The organism is Paraburkholderia sp. FW306-2-2C-D06C (assembly GCF_058781505.1).
In genome coordinates this window covers 1-24,377 of the sequence record NZ_JBYSWU010000064.1, presented here as the reverse complement: position 1 = coordinate 24,377, position 24,377 = coordinate 1, and the positions used below count along the sequence as shown (strand labels likewise).

Annotated in this window: 27 protein-coding genes and 4 pseudogenes; 12 read left to right on the top strand and 19 right to left on the bottom strand. The window is 60.9% G+C overall.

The features are described from left to right. The first annotated feature begins 95 nt into the window (after window positions 1-95). Window positions 96-260, top strand: a complete 165-nt coding sequence (locus tag AC3WLT_RS32530) for a hypothetical protein (protein WP_492595724.1) — start codon at window positions 96-98, stop codon at window positions 258-260. A gap of 201 nt (window positions 261-461) precedes the next feature. Here the strand turns inward: AC3WLT_RS32530 and AC3WLT_RS32525 are convergent, their stop codons facing one another. Next, the gene (locus tag AC3WLT_RS32525; RefSeq protein WP_492595723.1) at window positions 462-740 is read right to left on the bottom strand and encodes a hypothetical protein; all 279 of its coding nucleotides are present in this window, start codon (window positions 738-740) and stop codon (window positions 462-464) included. An 89-nt stretch (window positions 741-829) separates the two neighbouring features. On the opposite strand from AC3WLT_RS32525, the gene AC3WLT_RS32520 reads away from it, so the two are divergent. After that, window positions 830-1,312: a methyltransferase family protein gene (locus AC3WLT_RS32520; protein WP_492595722.1), complete on the top strand. Its 483-nt coding sequence runs from the start codon at window positions 830-832 to the stop codon at window positions 1,310-1,312. On the opposite strand, the gene AC3WLT_RS32515 is transcribed toward AC3WLT_RS32520, so the two are convergent. Further along, entirely contained in the window at window positions 1,229-1,732 is a 504-nt protein-coding gene (locus AC3WLT_RS32515) for a hypothetical protein (protein ID WP_492595721.1), read from the bottom strand. The two genes, AC3WLT_RS32520 and AC3WLT_RS32515, sit on opposite strands and share 84 nt — an antisense overlap. A 1-nt stretch (window position 1,733) precedes the next feature. Here AC3WLT_RS32515 and AC3WLT_RS32510 point away from each other — a divergent pair, with 1 nt between their 5' ends. The 5 genes and pseudogenes from AC3WLT_RS32510 to AC3WLT_RS32490 form a co-directional block, all read left to right on the top strand. Then, window positions 1,734-3,020, top strand: coding sequence for a tyrosine-type recombinase/integrase (locus AC3WLT_RS32510; protein WP_492595720.1), 1,287 nt, complete (start codon window positions 1,734-1,736; stop codon window positions 3,018-3,020). A gap of 1,051 nt (window positions 3,021-4,071) precedes the next feature. Beyond that, the gene (locus AC3WLT_RS32505; RefSeq protein WP_492595719.1) at window positions 4,072-4,296 is read left to right on the top strand and encodes a hypothetical protein; all 225 of its coding nucleotides are present in this window, start codon (window positions 4,072-4,074) and stop codon (window positions 4,294-4,296) included. Window positions 4,297-5,486: 1,190 nt separating this feature from the next. After that, the gene (locus AC3WLT_RS32500) at window positions 5,487-5,804 is read left to right on the top strand and encodes a hypothetical protein (RefSeq protein ID WP_492595718.1); all 318 of its coding nucleotides are present in this window, start codon (window positions 5,487-5,489) and stop codon (window positions 5,802-5,804) included. Then, a pseudogene (locus AC3WLT_RS32495) lies at window positions 5,805-6,650 on the top strand (KUP/HAK/KT family potassium transporter); the annotation flags it as partial. A gap of 501 nt (window positions 6,651-7,151) precedes the next feature. Beyond that, window positions 7,152-7,303: pseudogene (locus AC3WLT_RS32490) on the top strand (IS5/IS1182 family transposase); the annotation flags it as partial. Between the two features lie 175 nt (window positions 7,304-7,478). On the opposite strand, the gene AC3WLT_RS32485 reads toward AC3WLT_RS32490, so the two are convergent. From AC3WLT_RS32485 to AC3WLT_RS32470, 4 genes are all read right to left on the bottom strand, one after another. Continuing rightward, window positions 7,479-7,685 (bottom strand): DUF6494 family protein, encoded by a 207-nt coding sequence (locus AC3WLT_RS32485; protein WP_492595717.1) that lies wholly within the window; start codon window positions 7,683-7,685, stop codon window positions 7,479-7,481. Window positions 7,686-8,239: 554 nt separating this feature from the next. After that, window positions 8,240-9,004: a hypothetical protein gene (locus AC3WLT_RS32480; RefSeq protein WP_492595716.1), complete on the bottom strand. Its 765-nt coding sequence runs from the start codon at window positions 9,002-9,004 to the stop codon at window positions 8,240-8,242. A 335-nt stretch (window positions 9,005-9,339) separates the two neighbouring features. Continuing rightward, the gene (locus AC3WLT_RS32475; protein WP_492595715.1) at window positions 9,340-9,963 is read right to left on the bottom strand and encodes a DUF1571 domain-containing protein; all 624 of its coding nucleotides are present in this window, start codon (window positions 9,961-9,963) and stop codon (window positions 9,340-9,342) included. Window positions 9,964-10,995: 1,032 nt separating this feature from the next. Beyond that, on the bottom strand, window positions 10,996-11,118 hold the full coding sequence (locus AC3WLT_RS32470; RefSeq protein ID WP_492595743.1) for a hypothetical protein: 123 nt from the start codon (window positions 11,116-11,118) through the stop codon (window positions 10,996-10,998). A gap of 1,276 nt (window positions 11,119-12,394) precedes the next feature. Between AC3WLT_RS32470 and AC3WLT_RS32465 the strand changes: the two genes are divergently transcribed. Together AC3WLT_RS32465 and AC3WLT_RS32460 are read left to right on the top strand one after the other, a co-directional pair. Continuing rightward, on the top strand, window positions 12,395-12,811 hold the full coding sequence (locus AC3WLT_RS32465) for a plastocyanin/azurin family copper-binding protein (protein ID WP_492595714.1): 417 nt from the start codon (window positions 12,395-12,397) through the stop codon (window positions 12,809-12,811). Window positions 12,812-13,532: 721 nt separating this feature from the next. Then, window positions 13,533-14,612: a TIGR03118 family protein gene (locus AC3WLT_RS32460; protein ID WP_492595713.1), complete on the top strand. Its 1,080-nt coding sequence runs from the start codon at window positions 13,533-13,535 to the stop codon at window positions 14,610-14,612. On the opposite strand, the gene AC3WLT_RS32455 is transcribed toward AC3WLT_RS32460, so the two are convergent. After that, window positions 14,609-14,896, bottom strand: a complete 288-nt coding sequence (locus tag AC3WLT_RS32455; protein WP_492595712.1) for a hypothetical protein — start codon at window positions 14,894-14,896, stop codon at window positions 14,609-14,611. The genes AC3WLT_RS32460 and AC3WLT_RS32455 overlap by 4 nt on opposite strands. A gap of 360 nt (window positions 14,897-15,256) precedes the next feature. On the opposite strand from AC3WLT_RS32455, the gene AC3WLT_RS32450 reads away from it, so the two are divergent. Further along, window positions 15,257-15,979, top strand: coding sequence for a methyltransferase domain-containing protein (locus AC3WLT_RS32450; RefSeq protein ID WP_492595711.1), 723 nt, complete (start codon window positions 15,257-15,259; stop codon window positions 15,977-15,979). 680 nt (window positions 15,980-16,659) lie between these two features. Here AC3WLT_RS32450 and AC3WLT_RS32445 read toward each other — a convergent pair. Both AC3WLT_RS32445 and AC3WLT_RS32440 read right to left on the bottom strand, forming a co-directional pair. Beyond that, window positions 16,660-16,836, bottom strand: a pseudogene (locus AC3WLT_RS32445) (hypothetical protein); the annotation flags it as partial. Between the two features lie 225 nt (window positions 16,837-17,061). Continuing rightward, window positions 17,062-18,231, bottom strand: coding sequence for a hypothetical protein (locus AC3WLT_RS32440; protein ID WP_492595710.1), 1,170 nt, complete (start codon window positions 18,229-18,231; stop codon window positions 17,062-17,064). A 680-nt stretch (window positions 18,232-18,911) separates the two neighbouring features. Between AC3WLT_RS32440 and AC3WLT_RS32435 the strand changes: the two genes are divergently transcribed. Further along, window positions 18,912-19,073 (top strand): hypothetical protein, encoded by a 162-nt coding sequence (locus AC3WLT_RS32435; RefSeq protein WP_492595709.1) that lies wholly within the window; start codon window positions 18,912-18,914, stop codon window positions 19,071-19,073. Window positions 19,074-19,125: 52 nt separating this feature from the next. Here AC3WLT_RS32435 and AC3WLT_RS32430 read toward each other — a convergent pair whose 3' ends face one another. Then, window positions 19,126-19,767: a nuclear transport factor 2 family protein gene (locus AC3WLT_RS32430; RefSeq protein WP_492595708.1), complete on the bottom strand. Its 642-nt coding sequence runs from the start codon at window positions 19,765-19,767 to the stop codon at window positions 19,126-19,128. Window positions 19,768-19,922: 155 nt separating this feature from the next. Here AC3WLT_RS32430 and AC3WLT_RS32425 point away from each other — a divergent pair. Beyond that, window positions 19,923-20,207, top strand: a pseudogene (locus AC3WLT_RS32425) (VOC family protein); the annotation flags it as partial. A 139-nt stretch (window positions 20,208-20,346) separates the two neighbouring features. Here AC3WLT_RS32425 and AC3WLT_RS32420 read toward each other — a convergent pair. The 9 genes from AC3WLT_RS32420 to AC3WLT_RS32380 form a co-directional block, all read right to left on the bottom strand. Further along, the gene (locus AC3WLT_RS32420) at window positions 20,347-20,742 is read right to left on the bottom strand and encodes a hypothetical protein (protein WP_492595742.1); all 396 of its coding nucleotides are present in this window, start codon (window positions 20,740-20,742) and stop codon (window positions 20,347-20,349) included. A 95-nt stretch (window positions 20,743-20,837) separates the two neighbouring features. Then, window positions 20,838-21,014 carry a hypothetical protein gene (locus tag AC3WLT_RS32415; protein ID WP_492595707.1) on the bottom strand — a complete coding sequence of 59 codons (177 nt, stop codon included), beginning with the start codon at window positions 21,012-21,014 and terminating at the stop codon, window positions 20,838-20,840. A gap of 36 nt (window positions 21,015-21,050) precedes the next feature. Further along, window positions 21,051-21,476 (bottom strand): hypothetical protein, encoded by a 426-nt coding sequence (locus tag AC3WLT_RS32410; RefSeq protein WP_492595706.1) that lies wholly within the window; start codon window positions 21,474-21,476, stop codon window positions 21,051-21,053. A gap of 93 nt (window positions 21,477-21,569) precedes the next feature. After that, on the bottom strand, window positions 21,570-21,761 hold the full coding sequence (locus AC3WLT_RS32405; protein WP_492595705.1) for a hypothetical protein: 192 nt from the start codon (window positions 21,759-21,761) through the stop codon (window positions 21,570-21,572). An 85-nt stretch (window positions 21,762-21,846) separates the two neighbouring features. Beyond that, on the bottom strand, window positions 21,847-22,065 hold the full coding sequence (locus tag AC3WLT_RS32400; RefSeq protein WP_492595704.1) for a hypothetical protein: 219 nt from the start codon (window positions 22,063-22,065) through the stop codon (window positions 21,847-21,849). Between the two features lie 768 nt (window positions 22,066-22,833). Further along, window positions 22,834-23,124 carry a hypothetical protein gene (locus AC3WLT_RS32395; protein WP_492595703.1) on the bottom strand — a complete coding sequence of 97 codons (291 nt, stop codon included), beginning with the start codon at window positions 23,122-23,124 and terminating at the stop codon, window positions 22,834-22,836. Further along, window positions 23,121-23,894 carry a TIGR02391 family protein gene (locus AC3WLT_RS32390; RefSeq protein WP_492595702.1) on the bottom strand — a complete coding sequence of 258 codons (774 nt, stop codon included), beginning with the start codon at window positions 23,892-23,894 and terminating at the stop codon, window positions 23,121-23,123. The genes AC3WLT_RS32395 and AC3WLT_RS32390 overlap by 4 nt, the downstream gene beginning before the upstream one ends. Before the next feature lie 19 nt (window positions 23,895-23,913). Next, window positions 23,914-24,195 carry a hypothetical protein gene (locus AC3WLT_RS32385; RefSeq protein ID WP_492595701.1) on the bottom strand — a complete coding sequence of 94 codons (282 nt, stop codon included), beginning with the start codon at window positions 24,193-24,195 and terminating at the stop codon, window positions 23,914-23,916. An 11-nt stretch (window positions 24,196-24,206) separates the two neighbouring features. Next, a partial coding sequence (locus AC3WLT_RS32380) for a PIN domain-containing protein (RefSeq protein WP_492595741.1) occupies window positions 24,207-24,377 on the bottom strand: 171 nt, incomplete at its 5' end.

The window sequence follows — 24,377 nt, the reverse complement described above, 5'->3', positions numbered from 1 at the left end:
CGCTCAGCCCAATGCCGGATGTAGCCGGGAAGGTTGTGGTGCAAATCGGACGGGCCGTTGGGTTACGCTTATGTTTTGACGAGCACGAACCCGCAATGAGTAAGCTGAAAGACATCGAGTGGTTGTTCAACGGCCGTCACTTCGACCGCGAAATGGCTCTGGTGCAAACAGCGGCGATCAAGGAAAAGCGGCGTGCTCACCGTTACCTTATCAAGCTGAAAGAACTTTCTTCCAGACAGCAGACCCAGTCAGATCTTTGAGACGCAGACTCGTGAGATCGAACTGTGCTTTGCGAATGCGATGTGCCAGCTCGGTGCCAGCGATCGTGACGGCCCCCCGCGTTTCTGGGCGTGGTTCAAACCCGTGTTTTTTGCGTTACACAGACGAGCTGATTCTTCCTGCATTTTTAGGCAGGATTAACATGGAATGCGAATCAGTTTGAGGTCTGCGGCCTCAGGCGATCAACTTTGCCGGGGCTGAAGCGGACCGAGTCCGAGTAGCGTCAGCCAGTGCGGATGATCTTCTCCCGTCATCGCTTCACGCGGACTTTTGCCGAGCCGCTTGCCGCACCGGCTGCGCGTGAAGCGGCGGTGATTGAAGAAGAACTGCAGCAGGCCCAGCCAGGCGCGGCTACCGTTCAGATGGCGCCGGAGCGTCAGGCAGTTGCGCAGCCGGGAGTTGAGGTTTTCAACCAGAGAGCTGCTGCGTGGCGTGCTCTGCGTGGCTTGCGAGACACTCATCGGATAAGCTTGCTAAGATTTGAACGCCGTTGGTGTCCGAAAACGCCTTTCGGCAAAGCGCCTCTCCACGCCCGCGCTCGTTCGCCCCTATGAAGCCTCGCATTCCGCCACCAATCGTGATGCTGGCCGCGGCCGCCCTCATGTGGGCACTGCACCGCTGGATGCCGCTCGGTCACTGGATCGCCCCGCCATGGAACCGATTCGGCAGCCTCCCCGCTGCGATCGGGCTCGCCATCGCCGTGGCAGCCTTCGTCCGTTTTCGTCAGGCGCGAACGACCACCAATCCCATGGACCCAAGCAAGGCCTCGCGCCTTGTGACCGACGGGGTTTTTTGCGTTAGCCGCAACCCCATGTATCTGGGATTGGAGTTGCTCCTGATCGGCTGGGCGGTCTGGCTCGGCAGCGCGAGTCCATGGCTCGTTCCGCCGCTGTTCGTGATCGTCATCACGGTCGTGCAGATCATTCCTGAGGAACACGCGCTTGCCCAACTATTCGGGGATCAGTACCTCTCGTATCGACGACGCGTAGCGCGATGGATCGGCCGCCGCTGGCGACTCGGTCGGGGTCAGTGAGCGTCGGCCGTCGGGAATCAGCGGCCGGAACCACAGGCCGACCGGGTGCGTGGCGGCCGGCGCCGCGGCGGCCAGCCGGGACGCCTGCTCGACCATCCGCAGCGTGACGGCGGTGAGCTTCGCGCTGCCGTGGTTGCGGGTCGACGCCTTCAGGTGGTCGGCCAGCACGGACGAGCCGTGCAAGGTCGCGAGGTGCACCAGGTCATCGCGCATCGTGCGCAGATAGCGCTCGAGCGCGTCGGCGCTAGCCGCGTGCGGCGCGGTGTCCGGATCGAAGTACAGTCGCGCGATGGTCGGCAGCGGCACGCGCTGCACGAACGCGCGCAGCGCCGTGAAGTCTGGTGGCGGGCCGTGCCGCGCATCGGCCTGCTGCGCGCGCGGGTGCTGGTCGCGTGGCCGCGCCGGCACGCTGGGCGTCACGGTGGCCGACGACGTCGAGCTCGCCGATCCGCTCGAGGCGCCGGCGGGCGCCGCGCGCGTCGCGCTGCCCCACGCGCTGTCCGGCGGGGAGGGGCCGCAGGGAAACGGCACGCGCGGCATCAACCGCGCACCGGGCCTGTGCTACCTGAAGGCGCAGCATGACCTCGACGCGGTACGGGCCTGGCTGCACCGCTACCGCGACCGCCCGCAGGCGTTGCGCGCGTACACGCGCGAGCTCGAGCGCCTGGTGTTATGGGCGGTCACCGTGCGCGGCACGGCGCTGTCATCGCTCACGGTCGACGACTGCGAGGCCTACAAGGATTTCCTCGCGGTACCGTCGGCGGCCTTTACCGGCCCCCGCACACGGCGCAATTCGCCACGCTGGCGACCCTTCGCGCCGGACGGCCTGAGCCCGGACAGCCAGCGCTACGCGGTGCGCGCGCTGCGCGCCGCGTTCGACTGGTTCGTCGACGTGCATTACCTGGCCGGCAACCCGTGGCAGGCGGTCGACGATCCGGTGACGGTCACGCGTGCGCACGCGATGCGCATTGAACGGGCGCTGCCGCTCGACCTGTGGAGCCGGGTGCGCTGCTTCGCCGAAGATCGCAGCGCGAACCTGGGGCCGGCCGGGCCGCGCTGGCGCGCCGCGCGCGCGGCGCTGCTGCTGATGGGCGACTCGGGTCTGCGCAATGCCGAGGCGGCGCTCGCCCGCCGCGAGCAGCTGCGCTACGTGCCGGCCGATGGCGAGGTGCCGGCCAGCTGGGAGCTGGAGGTGCTCGGCAAGGGCCGCAAACAGCGCACCGTGCCGGTCAGCGGCGCGTGCGTCGAGGCGCTGGCCGCGCACTGGCGGGATCGCGCGCTGGAACTCGCGGCGCCGCCGCCGTCCGCGCCGCTGGTGATCCCGGCGACGCCGGCGGCGCAGCGCCGGCATACCGGTGCGCAGGATGGGCACGGTCGGCAGGGGCAGCAGGGTGGGGTGGGCTATTCGGGCAACGGGCTCCGCGAGCTGGTCAGCTGGGCGGTGCGGCAGATCCTCGCGCAGCTGGATCTCACGGAAGACGAGCGCCGGCAGCTCGCCAGCACCACCCCGCACGCGTTCCGGCATACGTTCGGTACCCAGGCGGCCGTCGACGTGCCGCTCGACGTCGTGCAGCAGGTGCTTGGTCATGCGTCGCTGCAGACCACCACGATCTATGTGCAGGCGGAAAGGAAGCGCGTGCGGCGCGAACTCGCCGGCTACTACCAGCGGATGACCGGTGCCGGTGCACCGCGGCCGGAACGCGACTAGCCGCGAACCCGGGCCGATCCGCCCCGCCGGCGCGAGGCCGCATCAGCGACCGTCGCCACGGATGACGACCGGGACGAACAGGGCCAAACAGGGCCAAACAGGGCCAACATGCGAAGCAAACCGGATCCGGGGTGCGGCCCGCCCGGGCTGTCACTGGACGCCACCAGATCTGCGTTGCGATTTCCGCCTCCATCGTGATTTTCGAGGAATACGCGCGCCGATGTCCTGTCTTGTCTTGAACAGACCGATCAACGCAGGGATGCGTAGCGACGGCCGCTACCATTCAGGCACTTCGCGCAAGCGTTACGGCCCGGCTTGCCGTTATCGCGGAAACCTCCGCAGCGCCAGCCGACCGTTGCGCAGACGCTGCGGCTGATTCGGTTACCGATTTGTTGGATCTTCCAGATGACCTTCGCATTCGCGAGATGCCGTATGCCGACGCGCAAAGGCGCTTGGGATACCGGTCGATGAACTACCGGACGGACGTGGCAGGAACCCGAAGCCACGCGGTTCAGCACATTACCAATGGAACCCCGACCGCATGGTATGCGATGAGGGGTACGTCAGGATTCGCGTTGGGATCGAGCATCCGCTGGCTGATACGGCTAATTGTTCGATTCTCGCAAAATCTGGCGCTTGTCGAACGGCGAGCCGCTTGGAGCAAGGCGTTCCGGCGGCACGGCATTCCGCCAAAGTGCGATTCTCCAGGCCTTTGATAACTTTGATAAATATGAAATTTCGGGAAGCACCCACCAGAAATTGCACGAGAAATACGACTACCCCCAATTGGCGTCCGGCATATAGGCGGGTAACCTTGATTCAGGCTTCGGTTAGGAACCTGGGAATCTGTCGTCCCGATGCGAAGAGAGAAATCCAGGCGGAAGGACGCCGCAAGGATGAGAGTACCGATGCGGGGCACGGGGGCAGAGACGCTTGTGCCAGGCGTGAAGGTCCTGTAATGGGGCTGGACCGAACACATGCACCGCAAAGGTCGTGAAGGCACCTGGGACGCGCGATCGTGGGCAACGAATATGTCTTGAGGGGAATAGCCATGCTTGACCTGCACATCCGAAAATGCGTGGCACGGCACAACGAACATCGCGTCGATACAAGCCCACGCGCAGACGTCAGCGCTCAGCAAGCTGCCCCACGCTGGCTGGTTGCGCTCGCGCTTGTCGGAAGCGCGGTCGCGGCAATCGCGATCGCCGCCGGCCTGCCGGCCACCGGTCTCGCGATCTACCTGACGCTGACGCTGCCGTTCGTGTTCTTCACCTGACCGGGTCTAACGCGCAGCGCGTTTTCCCGAGCGGCGCAAAGCATGGTGCCAGGCCGGGTAGCCGGCGAGTCGTCTGATGAAGATAACGGCACGCCGGTGATCCGCAGCAGCAACCCTGTGAGACCGTACGCGATCAACAGCTCGTTCGACGGAAGCAGGCTGAATGCGTACCGGAGCGACAGGCTGGCCGTGATGACTCGTCTTTTTCGCGCCACGAGGCTTCGAAGGGCATGCAGTCGTGATGCACTATCAGACCATCGGTGCGGTCGAGCAGCGCTGCCGGGTTGACGGCTCGTATCTGTCCAGGCTCGACGCGATGATGGCCGCATTCCGCGAGGGGCTGAGTCATCTCGAAATAACCGGTGACGCCGGTGTCAAACGACACAAAGTTGTCCGAGAAATGACACAAAGTCGTCTAAATAGCAAATTCGAGAGCGCACGATCTGGATAAATCGTTATTAATCAAATGGTTGCCGTAAAATTGACGTAAAGTCGTCCTGTTTGGTTGATAGGTGGGCTGCGGAATTTCGCGAGGTTGGCTGAACGTTTTTGCAATCCGAACATAGAGTTACGTGGTCACCGATGAATCGCGCGATACGCACCACACGCGCTAAGGCTCGGTTCCTAACGTGCCATCGAGGTGCCCCGGGCTTATTGCACCAGGAGCAACGCCGTCTCTGACAAGAGCGTGCGGAGCAGGCGTGAGCGCGCTTGGGACGTCGAGAACCAAGCATTCAAAGAAGGTATTTTGCAATGCGAACAATCATCGATTGAAGTGTATCGATCCATCTCGAGGGTTAGGCCGCTCGCGATAGGTCGCGGCAGCGAGAGTCGGCGCCCAGCATGAAGGTGAGCGGCACCCGATAGGGAGAAGTCAACACCACTGGACGCAGGAGATGCAGGAGACCGTGTGTGTGCGGCCGCGACATAGCTAATTTTCCGGTTCGCTTCTCGTGCCGATCCCGTCCAGCAAGACTTGTCAACTTTAAGTCAATTTCAGCAAAATGGACGACTTTACGTCAATTTTGATTGACGCAAAGTCGTCCAGCACTGCTCGCTGTGCCTTATAAACTGGTCTTTGGGTCCGGACGACTTTGTGTCATTTGACACCAGGCGCATACCACGGCGCCGCTGAAAAGCAGCGGGCGTTCCTTCATACCAGGATTTCTCCAGCCAGTGAGGAAGCGCAAATGACGGTACACGCGATTACCGCAGTCCGGCTTGAGCAGGATTCGCGAAGGGTCACCCACGTACTCTGGGGGCAGGTTTCCGTGAGCGGCGAACAGTTTGAGGTCACGCCGCACGAATCGCCGGTGATTGAGGTGGTCGACGCGCTGGCCAGAGGCGACAACGTGGTGACCGTCTTTCCGCTGGATGGTCAACGCGTCGCGGGTCCGCAGGTCCGGCGCGTCGTGGATGAGGCGGGTCGCGAAGGTATCGAAACGGTGGCCGCCGATTCCGGTCCCGGCCGAACGCTTGCGGACCTGCCGCGAGTTGACCACGAGTAGATGGGGGTGCCGTCAAGATTCGGATTTTTTCGTACGCCAGCGGTCCGGAAAGCCCTGTTGCATAAGACCCGATCAGGAGTATCAACCGTGGATTCTCATTCGAGGAACCGCAAAACGCCTCGCGACTCGCACCTGCAGCAATCCCGCGCAGCCCTGACGCTGGCTGCGCTGGGCGTCGTTTACGGTGACATCGGTACCAGCCCGCTTTATGCGGTCAGGGAAACCTTCAACCCCGCGCATGGGATTCCGCTTGCACCCGAAAACATCCTTGGCGGCATCTCGGCGATCTTCTGGTCGCTGATGGTGGTCGTCTCGCTCAAGTACGTGATCCTCATCATGCGGGCGAACAACAAGGGCGAAGGCGGCATCATGGCGCTGCTCGCACTGGCCTCGACATCCGTGAAAAAGCTGGGTCGCCCGCTCACGCCGATCCTGCTGGTGGGTCTGTTCGGCGCCGCGCTCTTTTACGGCGATGCGGTGCTGACGCCTGCCATCTCGGTACTCTCGGCGGTCGAGGGACTCGAGGTCGGCACCACCGCCCTCGAGCCTTACGTCCTCCCGGTATCCGTGGGCGTGCTCATCGCACTGTTCGTGCTCCAGCGCCACGGCACGGCGACGATAGGAGCCCTCTTCGGGCCCATCACCGTATTGTGGTTCGTCGCGCTGGCCGCGGCGGGCGTCTACGGCATCGTCCAGCATCCTGGCATCCTGCACGCGCTCAACCCGCTGCACGCGCTCGGTTTCGTGACGCAGCACGGGTTTGCCTCGTTTGCCGTGCTGGGTGCCGTGCTGCTGGCGTTCACGGGCGCCGAAGCGCTCTATGCCGACATGGGACATTTTGGTAGTTGTTGAGGTTCGTTAATTCCGCTACTGGGTACGCCAATTCTGCTAATACCGCCTGATTTCAGGTGAGCAGCGACTGTAGTTCGCTATATGGCTGATGGCATCAGATGATTCCAGGTAAAGAAACGATTAGCGTTTTCACGGTTCCACTCTTGCTGGTGGAACTGCCCGCATGTGCAGGAAGGCCGTGTGGCAAGAGGTTGCGCGGTATTGACTGTCACAGGTCACGAGGTAATTGAGGCGAGCCAACCTGGTTGGATTGGGCGGTATTCGAAAAATCGTGCGCGCACATCCACAAGACGTATTAGCGCAATTAGCGGATATGAAAGGGGTATTCGCAGAAATGACGGACAAGAGCCGTGCGCCGCGTTGCGAAAACGCAACGCGCCACGGTGAAGCGAATTTCTGGATTCGGTCAAAAAATCAATGAGATAGAGGGATTTCTCATTAGCAGCGTGATTGGACGCCATTAGCGGAATTAACGAACCTCAACAGCTACAGAACCAGACGATCGCCCGTTTCCGCAAAGACAACGGCAAAGCAATCCGGGCGGTCTGCCGCCAGTTTGTGAAGAATGCGAGCAGTTGGATCTTTTCTCCGATGCCCTCGTCGCGATTGATGGCAGCAAGTTCAAGGCGGTAAACAATCGGGGCCGCAAGCGCCCGATAAGCTGCGCACCATACGGTGAGGAGTAGCTGCCCGGCTTCGAATCACAAACGTTCGGACCAGCCCGGAATTCCTGGTCAGCCTCCATTGCAGACGGATTGGAAATGCAAAGGGGCGTGGCCGCTGGGGCGGTGGGCGCGATGGGCCGTGGCGTACCTCGCGCTCTTATTCGAGCCTGATTAAGTCATCGAATTCGACTTTCAGCTTGACTTCCGGAACTTCCAACGTAACTTTCGCGGGAAAAGATTCAGTTCCTGCGATGGCACCGCTAGCAATGGCCTTGGCCACTGCATGCTCGATCTCACGCTGAGAATTTACGCCAACCATTTTTAAGAACTTACGTACACTGAGGTTGAAGCTATCTTCGTTCATTTGGGCTCTCCAGTTTTCCGTGAACCTGAAAATTTTCGATGACACAGATGGGTTGGGGGAGGGACCTCAAGTATGCGCGCGATACCTCAATGCAACGCGCAGGAGTCCCACCGAAATTGGTGTCGCCAAGCATGGACAAAAGCCTATTTGGGGTGCCGTCAGGAAACGGACGAAATCGTACGCCAGACGTCCGGGAAGTCCTGTCGCATAAGGCTTGGCGCTAACGCTGCGTTCCGACCCTTGGCCGAAAAACGGAGTCCATTCGCAAGCTGTTGATTATATTGATTGTGCGCTGCGGCTATCGTACGTTTTCGTCCGTTTCCTGACGGCACACCAACCCGTACGCACGTCGGCGCCGCAAGCTGAACTGCGCGCCACAGCAGCAACAATTTTCGCCGGCCGGATATGCCTGCCAGGTCAGACCGCTCGCGGCCACGACTCATCGGGCGCGTCGAGTTTCCGAAGCGCCGGGGCCAGCGTCCGCAGTCTTTCGACGCCGGGTTGAGGCGCGCCACGCGCGCTGGTCTTTGGCCGCGGAATGGTGATGGCTTCAGTCAGTTGCGTCTTAGTTCCGCGTTGTAGGCCAGAGCGCCATTGGCGACGGCAAACAGGAAGTCATTGCTCCTGCCATCCCCGTCATCGACGAGGGTAGCCAGACCGGTCAGCGTCTGGCTACCCACCTGCAACGTCATGCGATAGACATCCACCGTCGGATCAAGAACGGACAATGTGCCAGCGAAAGCTTGCCCGGCCGCATCCCGGTAAGAGACATTCCCGTTCGCATCGACGTTCAGAGCGGTAAGTCTCTGGCTGATGGAGTAGGCACCTGCGGCGCGCGGCAGCGTGCCCGACTCGTTAAAGTAGTCCGGATAGAAGTTCAGGAACGAGATCGTTCCGCTGTCATTCGCAGTGGTGTAGTTGGCGAATGCTGTGCCGGTCCGATCATCGAACTCCCCAGCGATCTGGAAAGGTTGCACGGCACCTTCACTAGAGGTCGGCGGCACCACAGTGACATCGACGCCGTCGCAGTTTGTCTGCGTATAGGTCGTGCCGGCACCGGAGAAAAAGGGTCCGCTCGCTGCAATGTTTGCAGAGGTCTGGGCGCAGTCGTCGGTGATAAGGCTAAGGGCGCCGCCTGCCGTCACGATCACGAACATGCCGGTTTCGCGGCCCGTCAGGTTCGAGTGCACATGGCCGTTCCAGATTCCCTCCATGATGCCGGCAACCCCAAACGGCCGATGATCGTGGTGGTCGCCTCCGCATGTCACCACGCTGCCAAGCATTGCGATCGACAGTAGCCAAACCCATAGCTTCTTCATGAGTTCACCTGCGTGTTTAACAGACCCGTCAATAGTGGCTTACGGCAACGGCACGGCAGCGTAAAGTAGGGTCAGCCCTGGGGCAGTGGATCTGGACCGCGCAGAGAGCCTCGGCTTTCCGGGTTCCGACTTCCGTCGACTCCGCAGCATAAAGCGCCAGGCGTGGCGAGCACGCTATACGCCGAAGTTGAAGAGCAGGGCCACTATGAAATCCGCTGACTCGCGCCTCATTCACCAGGCGAGCTCGACGCTCCTGGGTTGATGAATACGCCGGCTCCGCGCTCGCGGATGCGTTTTCTGACGGTTGCGTGACGGTCTCGGTCATCGCATCCTCCTCACTGGAAGTCGTATTCGGGGTTATGCCGGTCGAAGGTGGTCTCGCTCCAGTGGTGAGGCACGACGTCTTCGAACTGGATCAGTTCCAGTGGCCGGCCGCTGTCGTCCCACGCGGCTTCGCCACGGGGCCAGGGGTGCTGAAGATCGAACAGCAGTCTCACGCGCTGTGCATAATGCGCAGGCGGCCCCGACGGAGCAATCCACGTCCAGGCTAGCAACCGCATTCCATGGGCGTTCACGAGTTCGATGCGGGTCGGCCGTTCAATAAGACCCTCTTCTCGAAAGCTGCGTGCGTCGTGCTCGACGATGCGCGCGATGAACTGCAGACCGAGATCGCGGACGCTATGGCGGGACTGGGTGTGCGCGAGCGGGCCATCGATGGCGATCTTGCCTGACACGAAATGCAGTGAGCCCCCCAGATGGCCGAAGATGCTATCCCGATCCGTCGTTTCGTCGTAAAGAAGCTCCTGTCCCGCATGGTCTCCGTCAGGCAGCCATTTTGCGTAGACTTTTCGCGGGATGTCCTGGTAACGGACAACCATGTGATCGGGCCTGTCAGGCCATCTCCCGAGCACGCGCTCCTGCCGGAACATCCGGTATTCGCAGCCGCCATCGGGGAGCATGTCTGACTCACCCAGAAGAACGCGCTGCGGGTGCCATCACGAAACAGGCGAAACACCGTGGCGCCCTTTGACTGCACAGCGACATGCAGGGTAAGCGGGGCCTTGACGGGGATCTGGTACATGAATTGCCTTGCAGGGCCGGACTCGTCGTGCAGCATGTGACTGCCGACCAGCGGATAGCCATATTCCCGAAGCGAAGGCACCGGCAACGGCCGAGGGAGGGGCATGGACGACCACTTGTCGAGATGATCCTCGTTCGCCGCCATGACATCCACGGGGTGGCGATGCTCGGGCGCCGACACCGCGTAAGCGATGTCGGCGCGCTTCGCAAACACGGGCTGATCGGCCGGGAATCCAGCCGACACCCAGCCGGGTGCCGACCTGAGCACCACGCCCACGCCCCGGCAGGAGGCTGCCACGCACGCGTGCCGCCACCACGGCGTGCGGCGCCGCACGACGATGCATCGAGTGTCTTCTCGCGGGTCGCCGAACAGTGCCATCAATGCAGCTTTCTGGGCGCGGTAATCGGCTACTCGGGCGGCTGCCTCCCGGTCATTGGCTAGCCAGTCGAGCGTGGCCGCGCGCTCCGTGGCGGACAGCTCATTGTCGGCAAACGCCGACAGCGGCCACAGATCCGGCTCGCCCGAGCCTCGACTCCTCCGGTCACTATCGTAGATTATGGCCCGCCTCCCGCTACCCTGGTTCGATGCCTCGTGATACCTGAACGCCGCGAGTCGACCAACAGCAGGATCCGGCGTTGCTCGACGGGCAGGCACCAATACCCCCTGCAATGCACATCGCGCAGGACCCGCTCGTCGCCCCGCCGGGGCTGCCGGGTCGACCTCGAAAACGCATGGAGGCAATCGCGGCCCCTAAGACGTCGTCAGGATCATCAATATCCGCCGCCGCCACTGCTGTTACCACCGCTGGACGTCGCGCCATCGCCATGCATGCTCCCGTCGGACGAGCATCCCCGCACGGCGACTGCGAGAACCATCAGGAATGTTGAAAATAGTCGAACTGCTTTCAACGTCATCTCCTGTGAGCGCGGCCAGCGAGCCGATCGCCTGACCGCAGTTTCATGCTGTGCCGCATGCCCTTCAAGCCGTCACCATTCATATCGCCGTATTCCCTGTCCGCCGCAAACCGGTACAGGCGGTGTCCTTTGTATGCCGCGCCGCCTTGTCATATGGATCCGCGAGGCGTCGGTGGCCAGTTCGCGGCACAGGCATCGCCGCACGCACTCTCGCCAAGCAACGGTGTCCTTGTCGATGACGCACCGGGTCTTGCCATCATCGTCGAGCCATTTGCCGAGGTCCGTCTTGCGTACGTCGGCAAACGGGGGAGCAGCAAGGCTTGCGCACGCGGGCAGTACGATCCAGGTTCCTGGCACGTTGCCTTCTTCCCGGTCAGGAACGACATCCGGGTACAGATCTGGGCTCGAAGCATCGCATGCCACTGGTGTTAATAAACGTGCGACGGGACAGCTTTATTCCAATCGGGTGTGGTGAAGGTGACAGAGCCGAAATTGCGTTCGGCACAAAGGCGCAACCTTGGGGGCGAGCGTGAACGCTTGTTGATCGGCTGCACTTCCGGCTTTGCCGGACGGACCAAACCGCAAAAGCGGCCCGCCGGTCTTCCCCTTGCGCGCTGACACTGTGGAAGCACGTCAGTCCTGCTTTTGACTCTCACCTGAACCTTCAGCGTGGCCAGGGTCCCGTGGCCGTAACGTTAACTCCGGTTCATGCCGCCATCCGCGCGGTCGAATTCGCCCTCCGCATCGGCGCCGCGCACGGCGTACTTGACCGTCGCGTTTAGCGGGCGCTCAAAGGAAACGAGTTCGCTTCATCGGACTCGTCGCGCATTTCAGCGTCAGCGTGCCAATGGTTTGCGTCGGCGTGGCGCCGCTGGCACGGCGTTCGCGTACGGGCTTGTAGCGGCAACGCCCATCGTGGGCGCTGACTTGCCCCAAATCGGTGTGTGGCATGGCCGGTTGTCGACGCCGATGTCAGTGCGTACGGTGGTGATTGGCGTTGCGCGAAACGCGTGCGTACAACTCCGATTCGCTGGGTACGTCATCATCCGGCATGCATCTTCATTGGACAGCGACGGACATGAAAATAATTCCTGGACATAGGAATAACCGTGCTGCGCTGACGTTTTAATACCGTAGTGAGCAGGCGGGCGGAATGGTCAGCCCTCGAAGCGCATTCGATCCTGAGATTCATTGTTGCTTGCGACGACCACGACCCGGACGGCGGCGTCAGCAGCGCTATGCCGTTAGCTATTGACTCGTGCTGCGGTCGATGGATCGCACGTCGTTTCCTTGCGCTTCTTCCGGCCCTTCTCAATGAAGCGAGCGGCCAAGGCATGATGCGTAGGGCGACCAGCGATACGTGGAAGCTCGGGCCGATTTGCAGAGGAAAATGTCATGATCTCCCGTCCAAGCGCCGCGGTCCTCCTTGGTGCAGCCGCGCTCGGCCTCGTCTGCAGTCCCGGTTACGCAAACGAGACGATAAAAGCCACCTTGCTCAACAACGCGATCCAGCTTGATGTGAGTCGTGTCAAGGCCGGTACAGTCACGTTCGAGGTAAGCAACGCACCGGACACGGCTCAGACACACGAACTGGTCGTGCTAAAAACTGACCTGGCCGCCGATAAGCTGCCAGTTAAAAAGGAACAAGTGCCAGAGAGCCAGTTCAAAAAAATGGGAGAGGCGCAGGACATGGCTCCTGGCAAGAACAGGCGTCTGACGCTCAAGTTGGCACCCGGCCACTACGTACTGATCTGCAACAAGCCCGGACACTACGCTATGGGGATGCATACGTCTTTGGTCGTCACGCGCTGACGCGACCTGCTTCGTGCGTTCCTTGATGCGCCTTCACTTATCGCCGATGGCGTGAGGTCGGTCGGAGGCTGTCGAGTCAAACGGGTTAAGGCGCTAGTAGATTCAAACAGAAGCGCTGGGTGAAGGCGACGGACGACCGGTAACCAGGGCAAGCCTGCTACGGTGGTTTTGTCGCGGGAAGAGCGTTGGGGCTAGCGAAAGGACTACTGGGCGGCGGACGGCGTTGTACTCCGAGCCGTTCTGAGCTGGCCTTGCCTGATTGTGTGCATGAACTTGGGCGCCCAAACCTGGGCTTTGCCGATGGCCCTAGATAGAGCCAGGCTGGGTTGATTGTCCTTGCCCACAGATCAATAGTCTCCGCCGCGTTGCATGATCTCTTGCGCGATGGCCACCTGGGTGCCGATCGCACCCGGGCTGCCTTTAAGGGAGAGGAACGTCAGCAAGCGGCCAACCTCCGAGATGCACAGGAGTCACTGCTCAAGCGCACGCGGGCGAACGGCGCCGCATCCCGCAGGCAGTACAACCCAGCGTTTGAGGCTGCCGCGAGTTCAGCTTTGTGAGCCGTTCCTTGATCTACTGGTTGTCGTGTGTCTCTCGGGCGACACCCCGCCGAACGCAAATCCATCGCGCACCCTGAAATAGTTCGCCGGCAAGGGAATAAAGCGGCGTTACCGCACGTTCAGTAATCTCGTTGACCTTCGGTCAGATGAGGAGCGCTGTCATGAAATCTCTGCTTAAGGTATTGAGCATCGTGGCGGGCGGTGCGGCTTTGGCGAGTCTGGTCGCGTGTGGCGACGGGTCCGTCCACGTGCAATCGTTCACAGCGACCGCGCTGGTTTCGGATGGCGCCGTCCCCGCGCCGCACACCGACGCGAACCTGAAAAACCCCTGGGGCATCGCTTTCAATCCGAAGGGCTTCTTCTGGGTCGCGGACAACGCAATGTCGGTCGCCACCCTCTATGACGGCAACGGCGTGCCGCAATCGCTCGTCGTCAGCATCCCTGACGGCAGCAGCGGTCCGCCAAATCCGACCGGCATCGTCTTCAACGGCACCACGGATTTCGTCGTCAGCCAGAGCGGCAAGTCCGGCGTGGGCGTTTTCATCTTCGTTGGCGAGGGCGGCACGGTTACTGCATGGTCGCCAGCGGTCAGTCCGACGGCCGCGATCACCGTGTTCGACGACGGCAGCGGGGGCGCGGTCTACAAAGGGCTTGCGCTCGCAAGCAACGGTGGCGCGAACTTTCTGTATGCCACGGATTTTCACAACAGCAAGATCGACGTCTTCGACAGGACCTTCACGAAAGTCGCGCTGCCTGGCAAGTTTCAGGACCCGACGTTGCCGGCCGGATTCGCGCCGTTCGGCATTCAGGCGATCGGCTCGAAGCTCTTCGTGACCTACGCAAAACAGAATGCGGCATTGCATGACAATCTCGACGGCCCGGGCCTCGGCTTCGTCGATGTATTCGATACAGCAGGTAATCTCATGCAGCGCTTCGCATCGGCCGGTCCGCTGAATGCACCCTGGGGCGTCGCGCTGGCGCCCGCCAACTTCGGTCCGTTGAGCGGCGACGTGCTGATCGGCAATTTCGGCGAGGGCACCATCAACGCTTTCGATCCGACCAGCGGCCAATTCGTCGGCACCGTCAAGATGCCGAATGGAGCCCCGTTCGTGCAGGCCGGGCTGTGGGGTATTGCGTTCGGTAATGGACTCGATAATCAGCCTGTGAACACGCTGTTCTTTGCCGCAGGACCTAATGACGAAGCGGACGGCGTCTACGGACGCATCGACGTGCAGAACTAGCGATCGTCGCGCACGTTCGTTGCGACTGGAGAAACCTGCACCAGGGTGTGCCCGGAAGTCACCTTGCGTTCCTTGAGCGCGTCCCGGAATGCTAAGGAGATCCCGGTGGCAAACGGCCGCAGATTCGCATGCAGTTCAGTCGGCGATTGATGTCTTGCACCGATCCGCTTGATCGCGAGATAGCGTTGTTGCATGGCGCGAAGCGAGGACGAGATTTTTCCTTCCCCACACGTTATCCGAGCTGCCGCTCCCGGCGTACGGATTTCGGACGTGCGATTGAGCACGGCCGCGCCGATGGGGCGCGCTCCTCGGGGTAGTCGTCCTTTTCGCGCAAATCTGGCGGTCGCTGCTCGCAGTGCACCGTCCAGCAAGGCTTTGCGGTATCACAACACCCCGTTGAGGCGTTACTTCATAAGCCCTTGATAAGTAAGCGATTTTGAATGCAAAGCGCCAGAATTTCCACGAAAAGGACGATTCCACCGTGATGGACATGACATGCATCGGTCGATTGACCTATGCTTCCCGAGGGAGAACCGTCGACCCGGGCGCTTCGAGTGGCGTTTGCAATGGGGCGACTTCCGGACTGGAGGCCCCCTATGTCCACCCAAGTAGATCGCGGCGAGCTCGAAACCAAGGTCCAGGCGATGTACCGCGACGTCGCCGAGCATCCGCACGGCGAATTCCACTTCGAAATGGGCCGCGCGCTGGCCGAGCGGCTCGGCTACCCGACGGCCGACCTGGACCGCGTCCCCGCCGAGGCCATCGATTCGTTCGCCGGCGTCGGCTACTTCTTTCACCTGCTCGACGAGATGGAGGGCACGCGCGTGCTCGATCTCGGCAGTGGCTCGGGCATGGATACCTTCGTCTCCAGCCTGTTGACCGGACCGACGGGTACGGTGATCGGACTGGACATGACTGACGCACAGCGCGCCAAGGCCGAAGCGCTCCGCCGGCGCCACGGCGTGCGCAACATCACCTATGTCAAGGGCTACATCGACGCCGCGCCGTTCGAAGATGGCAGCTTCGACGTGGTGATCAGCAATGGCGTGATCAACCTTGCCGTTGACAAGCTTCAGGTGTTCCGCGAGGTGGCGCGGCTGCTGCGCCCGGGAGGCCGGCTTGCGCTTGCAGACATCGTGACCGATGTCGATCTGCCCGAAAGCATTTCATGCAACTCGACGCTGTGGGCCGCCTGCATCGGTGGCGCCTGGCAGGTCGAACGCTACAAGCAGACAATCGAGGCGGCCGGCCTGCACGTCGTCGCACAGCAGGTCAACGACAAGTATCGCTTCCTGTCTGACAATGCCCAGCGGGCAACGGAGAAATTCGGCGTCAGGAGCGTCTCATTACGTGCAGACAAACCGTGACCGGGGCGGTCATCGACTATACGTGCTGAGTCTGGCGTCACGGCGTTATACCGGAACGTGACCTCGATCCCCGTTTGCGCCGCCCCTGATGTGATGGGACGCAGTCTCGTAGAGACGCTCATGGGAGCGATGAAAACCGTGGGGTAGCGATTCGGGTTCAGGTTGCCGTTGACGGCACCCAGCCATTCGGGCGCGGCCCCGAAATCCGCGGGATAAATTCCAGTTGCGACAAGTTTTCCGGCAAACGTATGGCCATCGAGTCCGTAGCCCCTGCAGCCGTTGTCACGATCCCTTTCGTGATTGGCCGCCGCGGGCAAAAATCGACGTGCCACGACATCGATGGCCACCCGCCGGACCAACAACCAACCCATAGTGGTCCGCGTAAACCGGTACCGGAATGACGCGAGATCCATACGGCGCAGCGTGTGGATCGCGACGTCAGTCTTCCGCGCTACCTGGCCGGTGACCAGGTGAATTCCCTGAAGCGCTCGTCCAGGGGTGCCGTCAGGAAACGGACGAAATCGTACGCCAGACGTCCGGGAAGCCCTGTCGCATAAGGCTTGGCGCTAACGCTGCGTTCCGACCCTTGGCCGAAAAACGGAGTCCATTCGCAAGCTGTTGATTATATTGATTGTGCGGTGCGGCTATCGTACGTTTTCGTCCGTTTCCTGACGGCACACCCACATGGTTGCACAACCGCCGGTGCAGGCGCTTTTCCCCGGCACCGTGTCTTTATCGTACGTGTAGAGCGTCATCCCATCGTCGTCGATCACCATGCCGTTCGAAATCCTCGGTGCCTCAGCAAGGCAGGTGACAGGCACAGCGCAGGCAATGGCACACAGCAAGATCCTGATTATGATTTCCGTCCTTATAGAAACGTGGCAGCAATGCGCAAACGCAACCACGACGCATGAGGCATCGCGATCGCAAACGAGGCAAGCCGCCGTGCCAGCCCTAGCCCGCGTCTTGCACCGCGGCAACAGGTAAACGACCGGGTGGGCGCTTTATTCCGTGTACAACCACACCCACCTCGGCGCTCAGTGCCGAGGTGGGCTTCGATAGCGCGCACTTCTGGCATTCGCTCAAGGTGTGCTTTGACGCAATGTCCAGACAGTCGAAGTGTTGGTGTTGTCGTTGACTGCCGCGAACTGCGGCTGGCCACTGCTGCTGCGCCCAAACGCGAGGCCGAATGCCGAGCCCGACGTCGGATCGATCTGCATCTGCGCGATAAAGCGTCCGTCAGGCGTGAACTCGACGATTTCGCTCGGTTGCTGCGGGTCGGGATTAACCGCGTCGCCATTCGACGTGACGAGATCGCCATTGGGCGCAAGCGCCAACGCCAGCGGCCCGTGAAGGTGGGTGTTGTCCTGGTAAATCACCCTTCCCATGCCGCCATCGTGCGTGATCGACGCAGCACCTGAAACCGCGAACACCGCATTGTCAGCGGTTGACGCGACATAGAGCACATCATGGGCCGCATCGTAGGCCAGTCCTGTTGGCCCGACAACGAGCGCCGCGGGATCGGTCCGATGCGCATAGCCGGACGCAATGATCAGCGAGCTTTGCAAAAGGGTCGCGTTGCTCTCCCCGATGTTGATATCGAGCCTGGCCACCGTGCCGTTCAACACGTTCGAGACGAATGCCGTGACCCTCGACCCCTGATCGACGATCACCGTCATATCCCACGGGCCGTTTAACAGGGTGGAACTTTTCAGTTCACTGAAGAGCCCGCCTTGCGGGTTGATCACCAGCAGCGAGCCGGGTGAGGTGACGGCTGTGCCGCTCTTGGTCGGAAGATTGCCTACCAGCACAAAGCCGCTCTTGAGCACTGCAAGTGCGGTAGTGAGACCGAGGTCGCGCCCCTGAAAAAAGGTGACCGGCTTGCTGTCGGTGACGAGCTTCACGATGGTCGTCCCGGTGCCTTGCAGGTTCGACTTGGCGTTGAAGTTGGACACCACGACGTCCCCCGGCTTCAGCGTGCTCCATGACGGCACGCCGCTTGGCACGAAAGCAATGCCGTACGGATTGAGGTCGCCGTTGGCTGGAACGGTCGATGCGCTCGTGGACGACGGCGGCAGAATCGTCGCGTCAGTGCCTGCCCACGCGGAGCCCAACGACAGCGCAAGCAGGCCCACCCCGCATGCCGCATTTCGCAGGCCACGGGCAGCGGCATGAAATGTCCGCTTTGGCTTCGCGAGCCGGGTGACGTCAGCGATCGGATCGAGAGAAGACAGATGGCGTAGAGTTTTCATGTCGTGACTCCATTTCGCAAAAGATCGGCCCGCTTGTCGATTGGCAAGGCAACGGGTATCCGGCGAGAGCTCGCGATGCACCAACGCGGGTAGTCGCTGTGCGTAAACGGACATCGAAGCCTTTTATTCCTTCGCATTTGCACAGCCATGACGGACAGCGCAGTGCGGATCGCACCGGTCCGCATGAATGAGTTGTCCGCTCCAAACGTTTGTGGGATCGGGTAGCCGGCCTGGAACTTCCTGTTACGGGTCCAAAGGGCCGAGACGGTTCACGCGAGCTGACTCATCTGGCGCTGCGCCAGTTGCCGGAACAGTCCGGGCAATCGATTGCTCGTCCTCTGCGGCAAACACCGTGGGCGTTGCTGTCAAACGACACAAAGTTGTCCGAGAAATGACCCAAAGTCGTCCAGCACTGCTCGCTGTGCCTTATAAACTGGTCTTTGGGTCCGGACGACTTTGTGTCATTTGACACTTGCTCAAGGTCGTTAAGTGCAAGCGTGACGGTTGCCTGACGCAGTTTGTCGAATTGCTCAGTACCGAGCGTCGTATGCAGTTGGCGCAAGAGCGCCTCCCGCAGCTAGAGCAGCACCGGCGAACGAAGCAAACGCCGCTATCACGGCTGGATAAAGAACGCTAACGGAGAAAAGGCGGGCCGCCATACGCAGAATTCGGCGTTTAGCTTGCGTTTCGACGATCAGGCGGGGTGTCTTTCGGCGGGACGGCCGGCATCGCTTGCGGTCTTGAGCGGCGATCTGCGCGAGGTTGCGCCGCATCGAATCTCCGAGGTCGACACGGTGATAACGCTGTTCGAAGGGGAGGCGGTGTTCGGCAGCCGCGATTGAACCGCGCCGCGCTGTCGAGACCCACGGAAGACAGCGTGTTTCGCCGGATCGACTAGAACATCGTGTTGTCGTTGGCCGACTGCTCGGACACGGGTTGAATCACATCCCAGTGCTCGGCGATCTTGCCGTGCTCGACGCGGAAGATATCCACGATGGCGTTGCCGCGGTCTTGCGGGTTGCTGGTCGAGTGAACATGCAGAAAGACGAGATCGCCGTCAGTCGCACTGCGCACGATGGCCGAACGAGCATCAGGGGCATGCTTGAAGTATTCGGTAAAGAAGCTGATGAACAGCGCGGACCCGGTGGGCACATGCGGATTGTGCTGAATGTAATTCGGTGCGAGCACGGTGCTAGCAGTCCTGAGATCGTGCCGGTTGAACACCGCCTCGTAGAAGTTCACGACTAGCGCGCGGTTGCGCTCTTCCTGGGCAATATCGCGAGCGGCCGGATGAACCGGCGCGACGCTATCTTCGGCGCGGGCCACATGGCTCGCGATCAGCACAAAGAAAGCAGCGGCGGCTGCCGCGCGCTGGAGCAGGGAGGTTCTGTTTGGCATGACGGTCCCCTTCTTTTCGTTGAAAGCCGGCGGCTGCAAGGACTTTAGGATCCGCAGGTGGCGACGACGAGACGGATCTTGCCGGCGCATCGCCGCTCCCGCGCCGAATGGCCTGCTGCATTGCAACCGCGTCGCCATGCCATCTGCGCCGGCCCTGGAACCTGGGCCATAGCGCGAAAGCCTGCAACACCGACGCGCTTGCAGCATAGGGCAAGTCCCTAAGGCGATTTAGCCGTGCATTACCACATTCGTGTTGGCGTCCCTACTTTAATTTAACAACACGGGGGTGCGACATGGCCAAGCTGATCCACACGATGATCCGCGTGCAGGACTTGCAGCGCTCGCTGCAGTTCTACCAGCAAGCTTTCCATTTCAGCGTCGCGCATCGGCTCGACTTCCCCGAATTCACACTGGTTTATCTGCGCAATGGCGAGGCCGATGCGGAGATCGAACTGATGTGGAACAAGGGCCGCGCCGAACCCTATACGCATGGCGACGGGTAGGGCCATGTCGCAGTCTGCGTCGGCGACGCGAAAGCCGAACGACAACGTCTGGTCGAACTCGGCTTCGCACCGAACGCTCATGACGGCGAGATCGGTGTCGAAGGAGGGATGCAGGAAGCGCCCGTATTCGAAAAGGTTCCCAACGGGGATGTCGTGGCAGCTGCCGATCGGACCGACCTGATCGGCTGTGCTTCGCCAGTTGGGCATACTGTGGTCAATGTGGTTGGCCGAGGCAAGCGTCAGCGACATCGACAATCGGCTCGCTGTCGGCGTGAGCTTCGTAAAAGCGGTCGACGCATCTTATCTGAAGGAAGGTCCACCACGTTCCGGGTGGATCGTGACCCAGCCACATCACTGTGGCCGCTGCCTTTGTCCGAAGACCCCATCGTTGCCAGTCAGAGCCGGTTGGCGAAAAATGGCCTTGCTTGTCCATGTACAAGTTCAGGTCCAAGCCGTATCGCCTCAGGTATGGCGGGTTAAGGAAATCGTCGATAGTAGGTTTTTCGCCACGGTTAATTCGTGCTCTTTCGATTGCCTCGTCCAGACGGAAGTCGCTGATGGCACGGTTGATCACTGACAACTGAAACAGTAGCATTGCGCCAATTGCCATGCACGTAACACCTATGCAAAGCACGAGCGCCACAAGAACGCGCCTTCCGGTTATCGATATCCGTGACACTCGCGATGCCCCATCGTTCGCTTTTCCTACTCGTGGTCCCGAAGGTCGGCCAACGACTCATCGAGCGTATCCGCTGCGTCCAGGTGCAGTTGCACGACGGCGTCATTTAACGGCTCGCCTGATGGCATCTTGCGCGACTCGGCTGAGTCACGTAGCACGTTAATCGCAGCCCGCAGTGCGAGTGCTTGGGTCAATTTCGACATGGTTTGCTTTTCCTCGGTATGCCAGGCCGCCGCTGATTACTCTGCGCCCGGCGCTTCCTTGTCCAGTTCGTTGTAGCCCTCGGCGGGGTCATCGCCGATCACATCCTCAAATTCGAGCGATTCGGGGAAGACGTCGAGCGCCGACGCGGTTAATTCCTCGGCCAAGGCGCTGATCGAATCGATCCATTCCTTCGTCGCGATTCCCCTGTCGCCGTTCTGCCAGTTCGCCGACCTATCATCGAATTCATCTTCAAGCTCACGATGCACGTCATCTAACATGCCCCGCACCGCATCGACCTTTTCGTTATATGCGTCCACGTCTAGTTCCAGCTTCGCACGTGCAGCCGCAACCGCCTCATTGAACACACGCACAGACTCTCCCAACGTGCTCCGCTGCGCCGTCAGTTCGCCGAACGCTGCATCGATGCGCTTCTGATCGGCGGCTTTGATCTTGAATGCCATGCTTGTCCTCTTTCGTGATACCCGAGTCCTGCTGCTGGGCCGCGTCATTTAACTCACCATCGCCAAGGCTTTTCCATGCTCCAGATTCACGCTCTACTGCTTCTGCCAGCCCATGCGCCCATAAGCTGCTGCGCAATCGTCAATCTCGTGTTGAGCGATGATCGGGAAAATTCCCGGCGTTGTTGCATTGCATTGAGCCACTTGCCCCGTCTTGGGGTCACGAAAAACCGCCGGTGATGCACATCCGGCAAGCATCAGCGCGACGACGATGATCGTTCGATTCATGTTTTCTCTGTCGATGATGGGTCTTATGCTGCTACGACGACGATTCTGCCTCGCGGTTCCTTGCGTTAGGCGCGTGGGGATCGCGTCACTCCTGAGTCGCGGTATAGCAACTCGGCGCTGTTTTTGCTGGTGGGGTGCCTTGCCAACAACGCTTCATTTCGCCCGTGTTCGTATCTAATCTCCACGCATTGCCGCCGCCATCCACAGCCAGTTGGTAGTGGCCTGATGCCGTGGGCCAAGCATCATGCGATGCTTGGCCGCAGCCAGTGAGGATCAGGGATAGCGCAATAGGGATGAGTTTCATATGGCTTTTCCTTCCAATTTGACCCGAGCGGCGCTTACGCTTTCGGCTGATTCGCGTTCGGCAGATTTCGAACTTCGATAGGAAACGGTCGCTCTCCGCGGAATGCCTCTGCAGCCTACTGCGTAGGCGAAGGTGTGCAAGGTGAAACCGGAATCAACACCCTACGATCTGTCGACGCGACCGCGATCGGTCGGCCCCCTTTTGTGTAGAGCAACTGAAGGGAGCCACGTGGACCGTGGCCGCTGTCGATGTCGGCCGCCAGATTAGCGCCCGCTGGAATCCCCCCGACGCTCAGTCCCGACATCATTGCCGGACGATGTTGCGGATCATGCCAATTGACATTGGCAACCTGCACGTAGAAGTTTGGCAGTGTGCCGTGGCTATAGAGGGTCCCCAGCGTCTGCGTCAACCTGATCGCACACGTGGCGCACGGTGCAGGGCGGTTCGCCGACATCAGTTGTTGGCCGACGCGCTGCACCTCAGCTTGGCATGACACAGGGCCTTGCACTTGCGCATGCGCGGGAAATGCGTGAAAAGCGGCCAACGCGCAGACCAAATCCACAGCCCGCCAAATAGTCGCCAGACGCCGGCGCGGCGCATTGAAAGAGGTAACGGATCCGATCAACGTCATGGCAAAATCTCCATAGGGGGCGGGCGTTCCTGGTTCTGCCGGCATCAGTCCGGGACGGGACTCAGCCAACGCCTCAAGCGTCTCCGGCTACCGGCCGACATGCGGGGCACTCGCGCGCCGTTTGCTTTTCCGTCGAGTTAGGAGAGCCAGTCGCCAACGAAATCCCACAGGGAATCGAGCGACGACGCTGCTTGCGGGTCCACTTCCTGGACTTCCACAAATAGTTGCTGCATCGCCTGTAGGCCGCCGATCATCGCCGCAGTAGCTCCAGCAAGCTGAATCGCTCGTAACTGCTCCGCGCACACCGCCAAGTCCTGATCCGGGCCTGGCTTGCCGCTGGCGCGATAGTCAAGTACGAGTTGGGCGAGCACTTGGGCAGGCGTCTTAACTCTGCCGCGCAAACCAATGTCGTCGGGATTGATGCTCATCGTTTTATTCCTTTTGATTTCAGCCGCAGAGTTCGGCGCGCGTCGACAATTCGCATTAGATGTGACGCGAGCATCACCATCTCTTGCGCCTCGCGCGCGTCGGCAATCGTGACGGTACGATGCGAATGCGGATTCTTGTACGAACCAATCGCCCCGGCGAAGAGGTGTTGCAGCGCTTCGCGCTCCGCTGTCGGTTGCGACGGATCTGAGAGCGGCCCGTTCGCAGTATGAAACGCCTTGCGCATCAGATCTGTGCCGACGTCGGTAGCCGCGAGGCCTGCCGCATCCCGAACTGCTACCTCGACGGACTTGAAGGCAGCAAAAACAGCCTCGTCATAGTCGCCACGCGCAAGGCTCAGCCAAACCTTTTCCGCGAAAACCGGATGCAGAAGTGTTTTCGGGAACTCGAAGGCTTCTCGGAACGCACGGAACCCATGGTCATCCACCAGGGCCTCTCCGCGACGGCTCACAACAAACCAGCCATTGCGGCCGTTCGGCTCGCTTGCCGGCACAATCAGCCCGGTCACCTGCAGCCAGTTCCATGCCTCAGCGAGCGCCATGTCGATCTCCACCTGCTTGAGCCGCGGATAGCCGCCATTCGAATCGAAATTCGCGCCATACAGGTATGGGGTTGCGGTTGCCGTTGTGAACATGTTGTTTTGGTTCACGCGGTCTTGCTTGGCAAGGCGTAGGAGGATGGGCGCTAGCTCCTCGGGCGCAAGGGCGAGCAGCATGTCCGCATCAGGAATCAGCGCGTGCAGAGTAGTCATCGCGAGGCTTTTCCGATATTTATGTGGCGTCCGCGGCGCGAGCAGCCAGCTCCGCCAAATGCTCGATTACCTTTGCTCGCGGCCGGCCTACAAAGATCACATCTTGCAAGGCCTGAGGCTGGCTGGAAAGGCTCATGATGTAAGAGTCGCGTCGCGCAAACAGGTCCAACGGATCGCGCTCGACAATGGCCTTCGCCCCGTCAACGAAGCTCACAACAACGCGCTCTTGTCGGGAGTCGGCTGACACGTCCGATACGCCTGGCAAAGCGGACAAATCCGTCCGTATGTCAAGATGGTCCATGGTGCTTTTCCTTAGTCAAAGGGATTCAACAACCGGACCCCTGTTCCTGCAAAGTCATCGACGTTGCGCGTGACAACGGTCAGGTCATGAATCAAGGCTGTGGCTGCAATCAGTTTGTCCAAGGCATGCTCTGGATGCGGCACGCGGAGCCGTCCCCATAGTTGGCCGATTTCTTCGTCCAC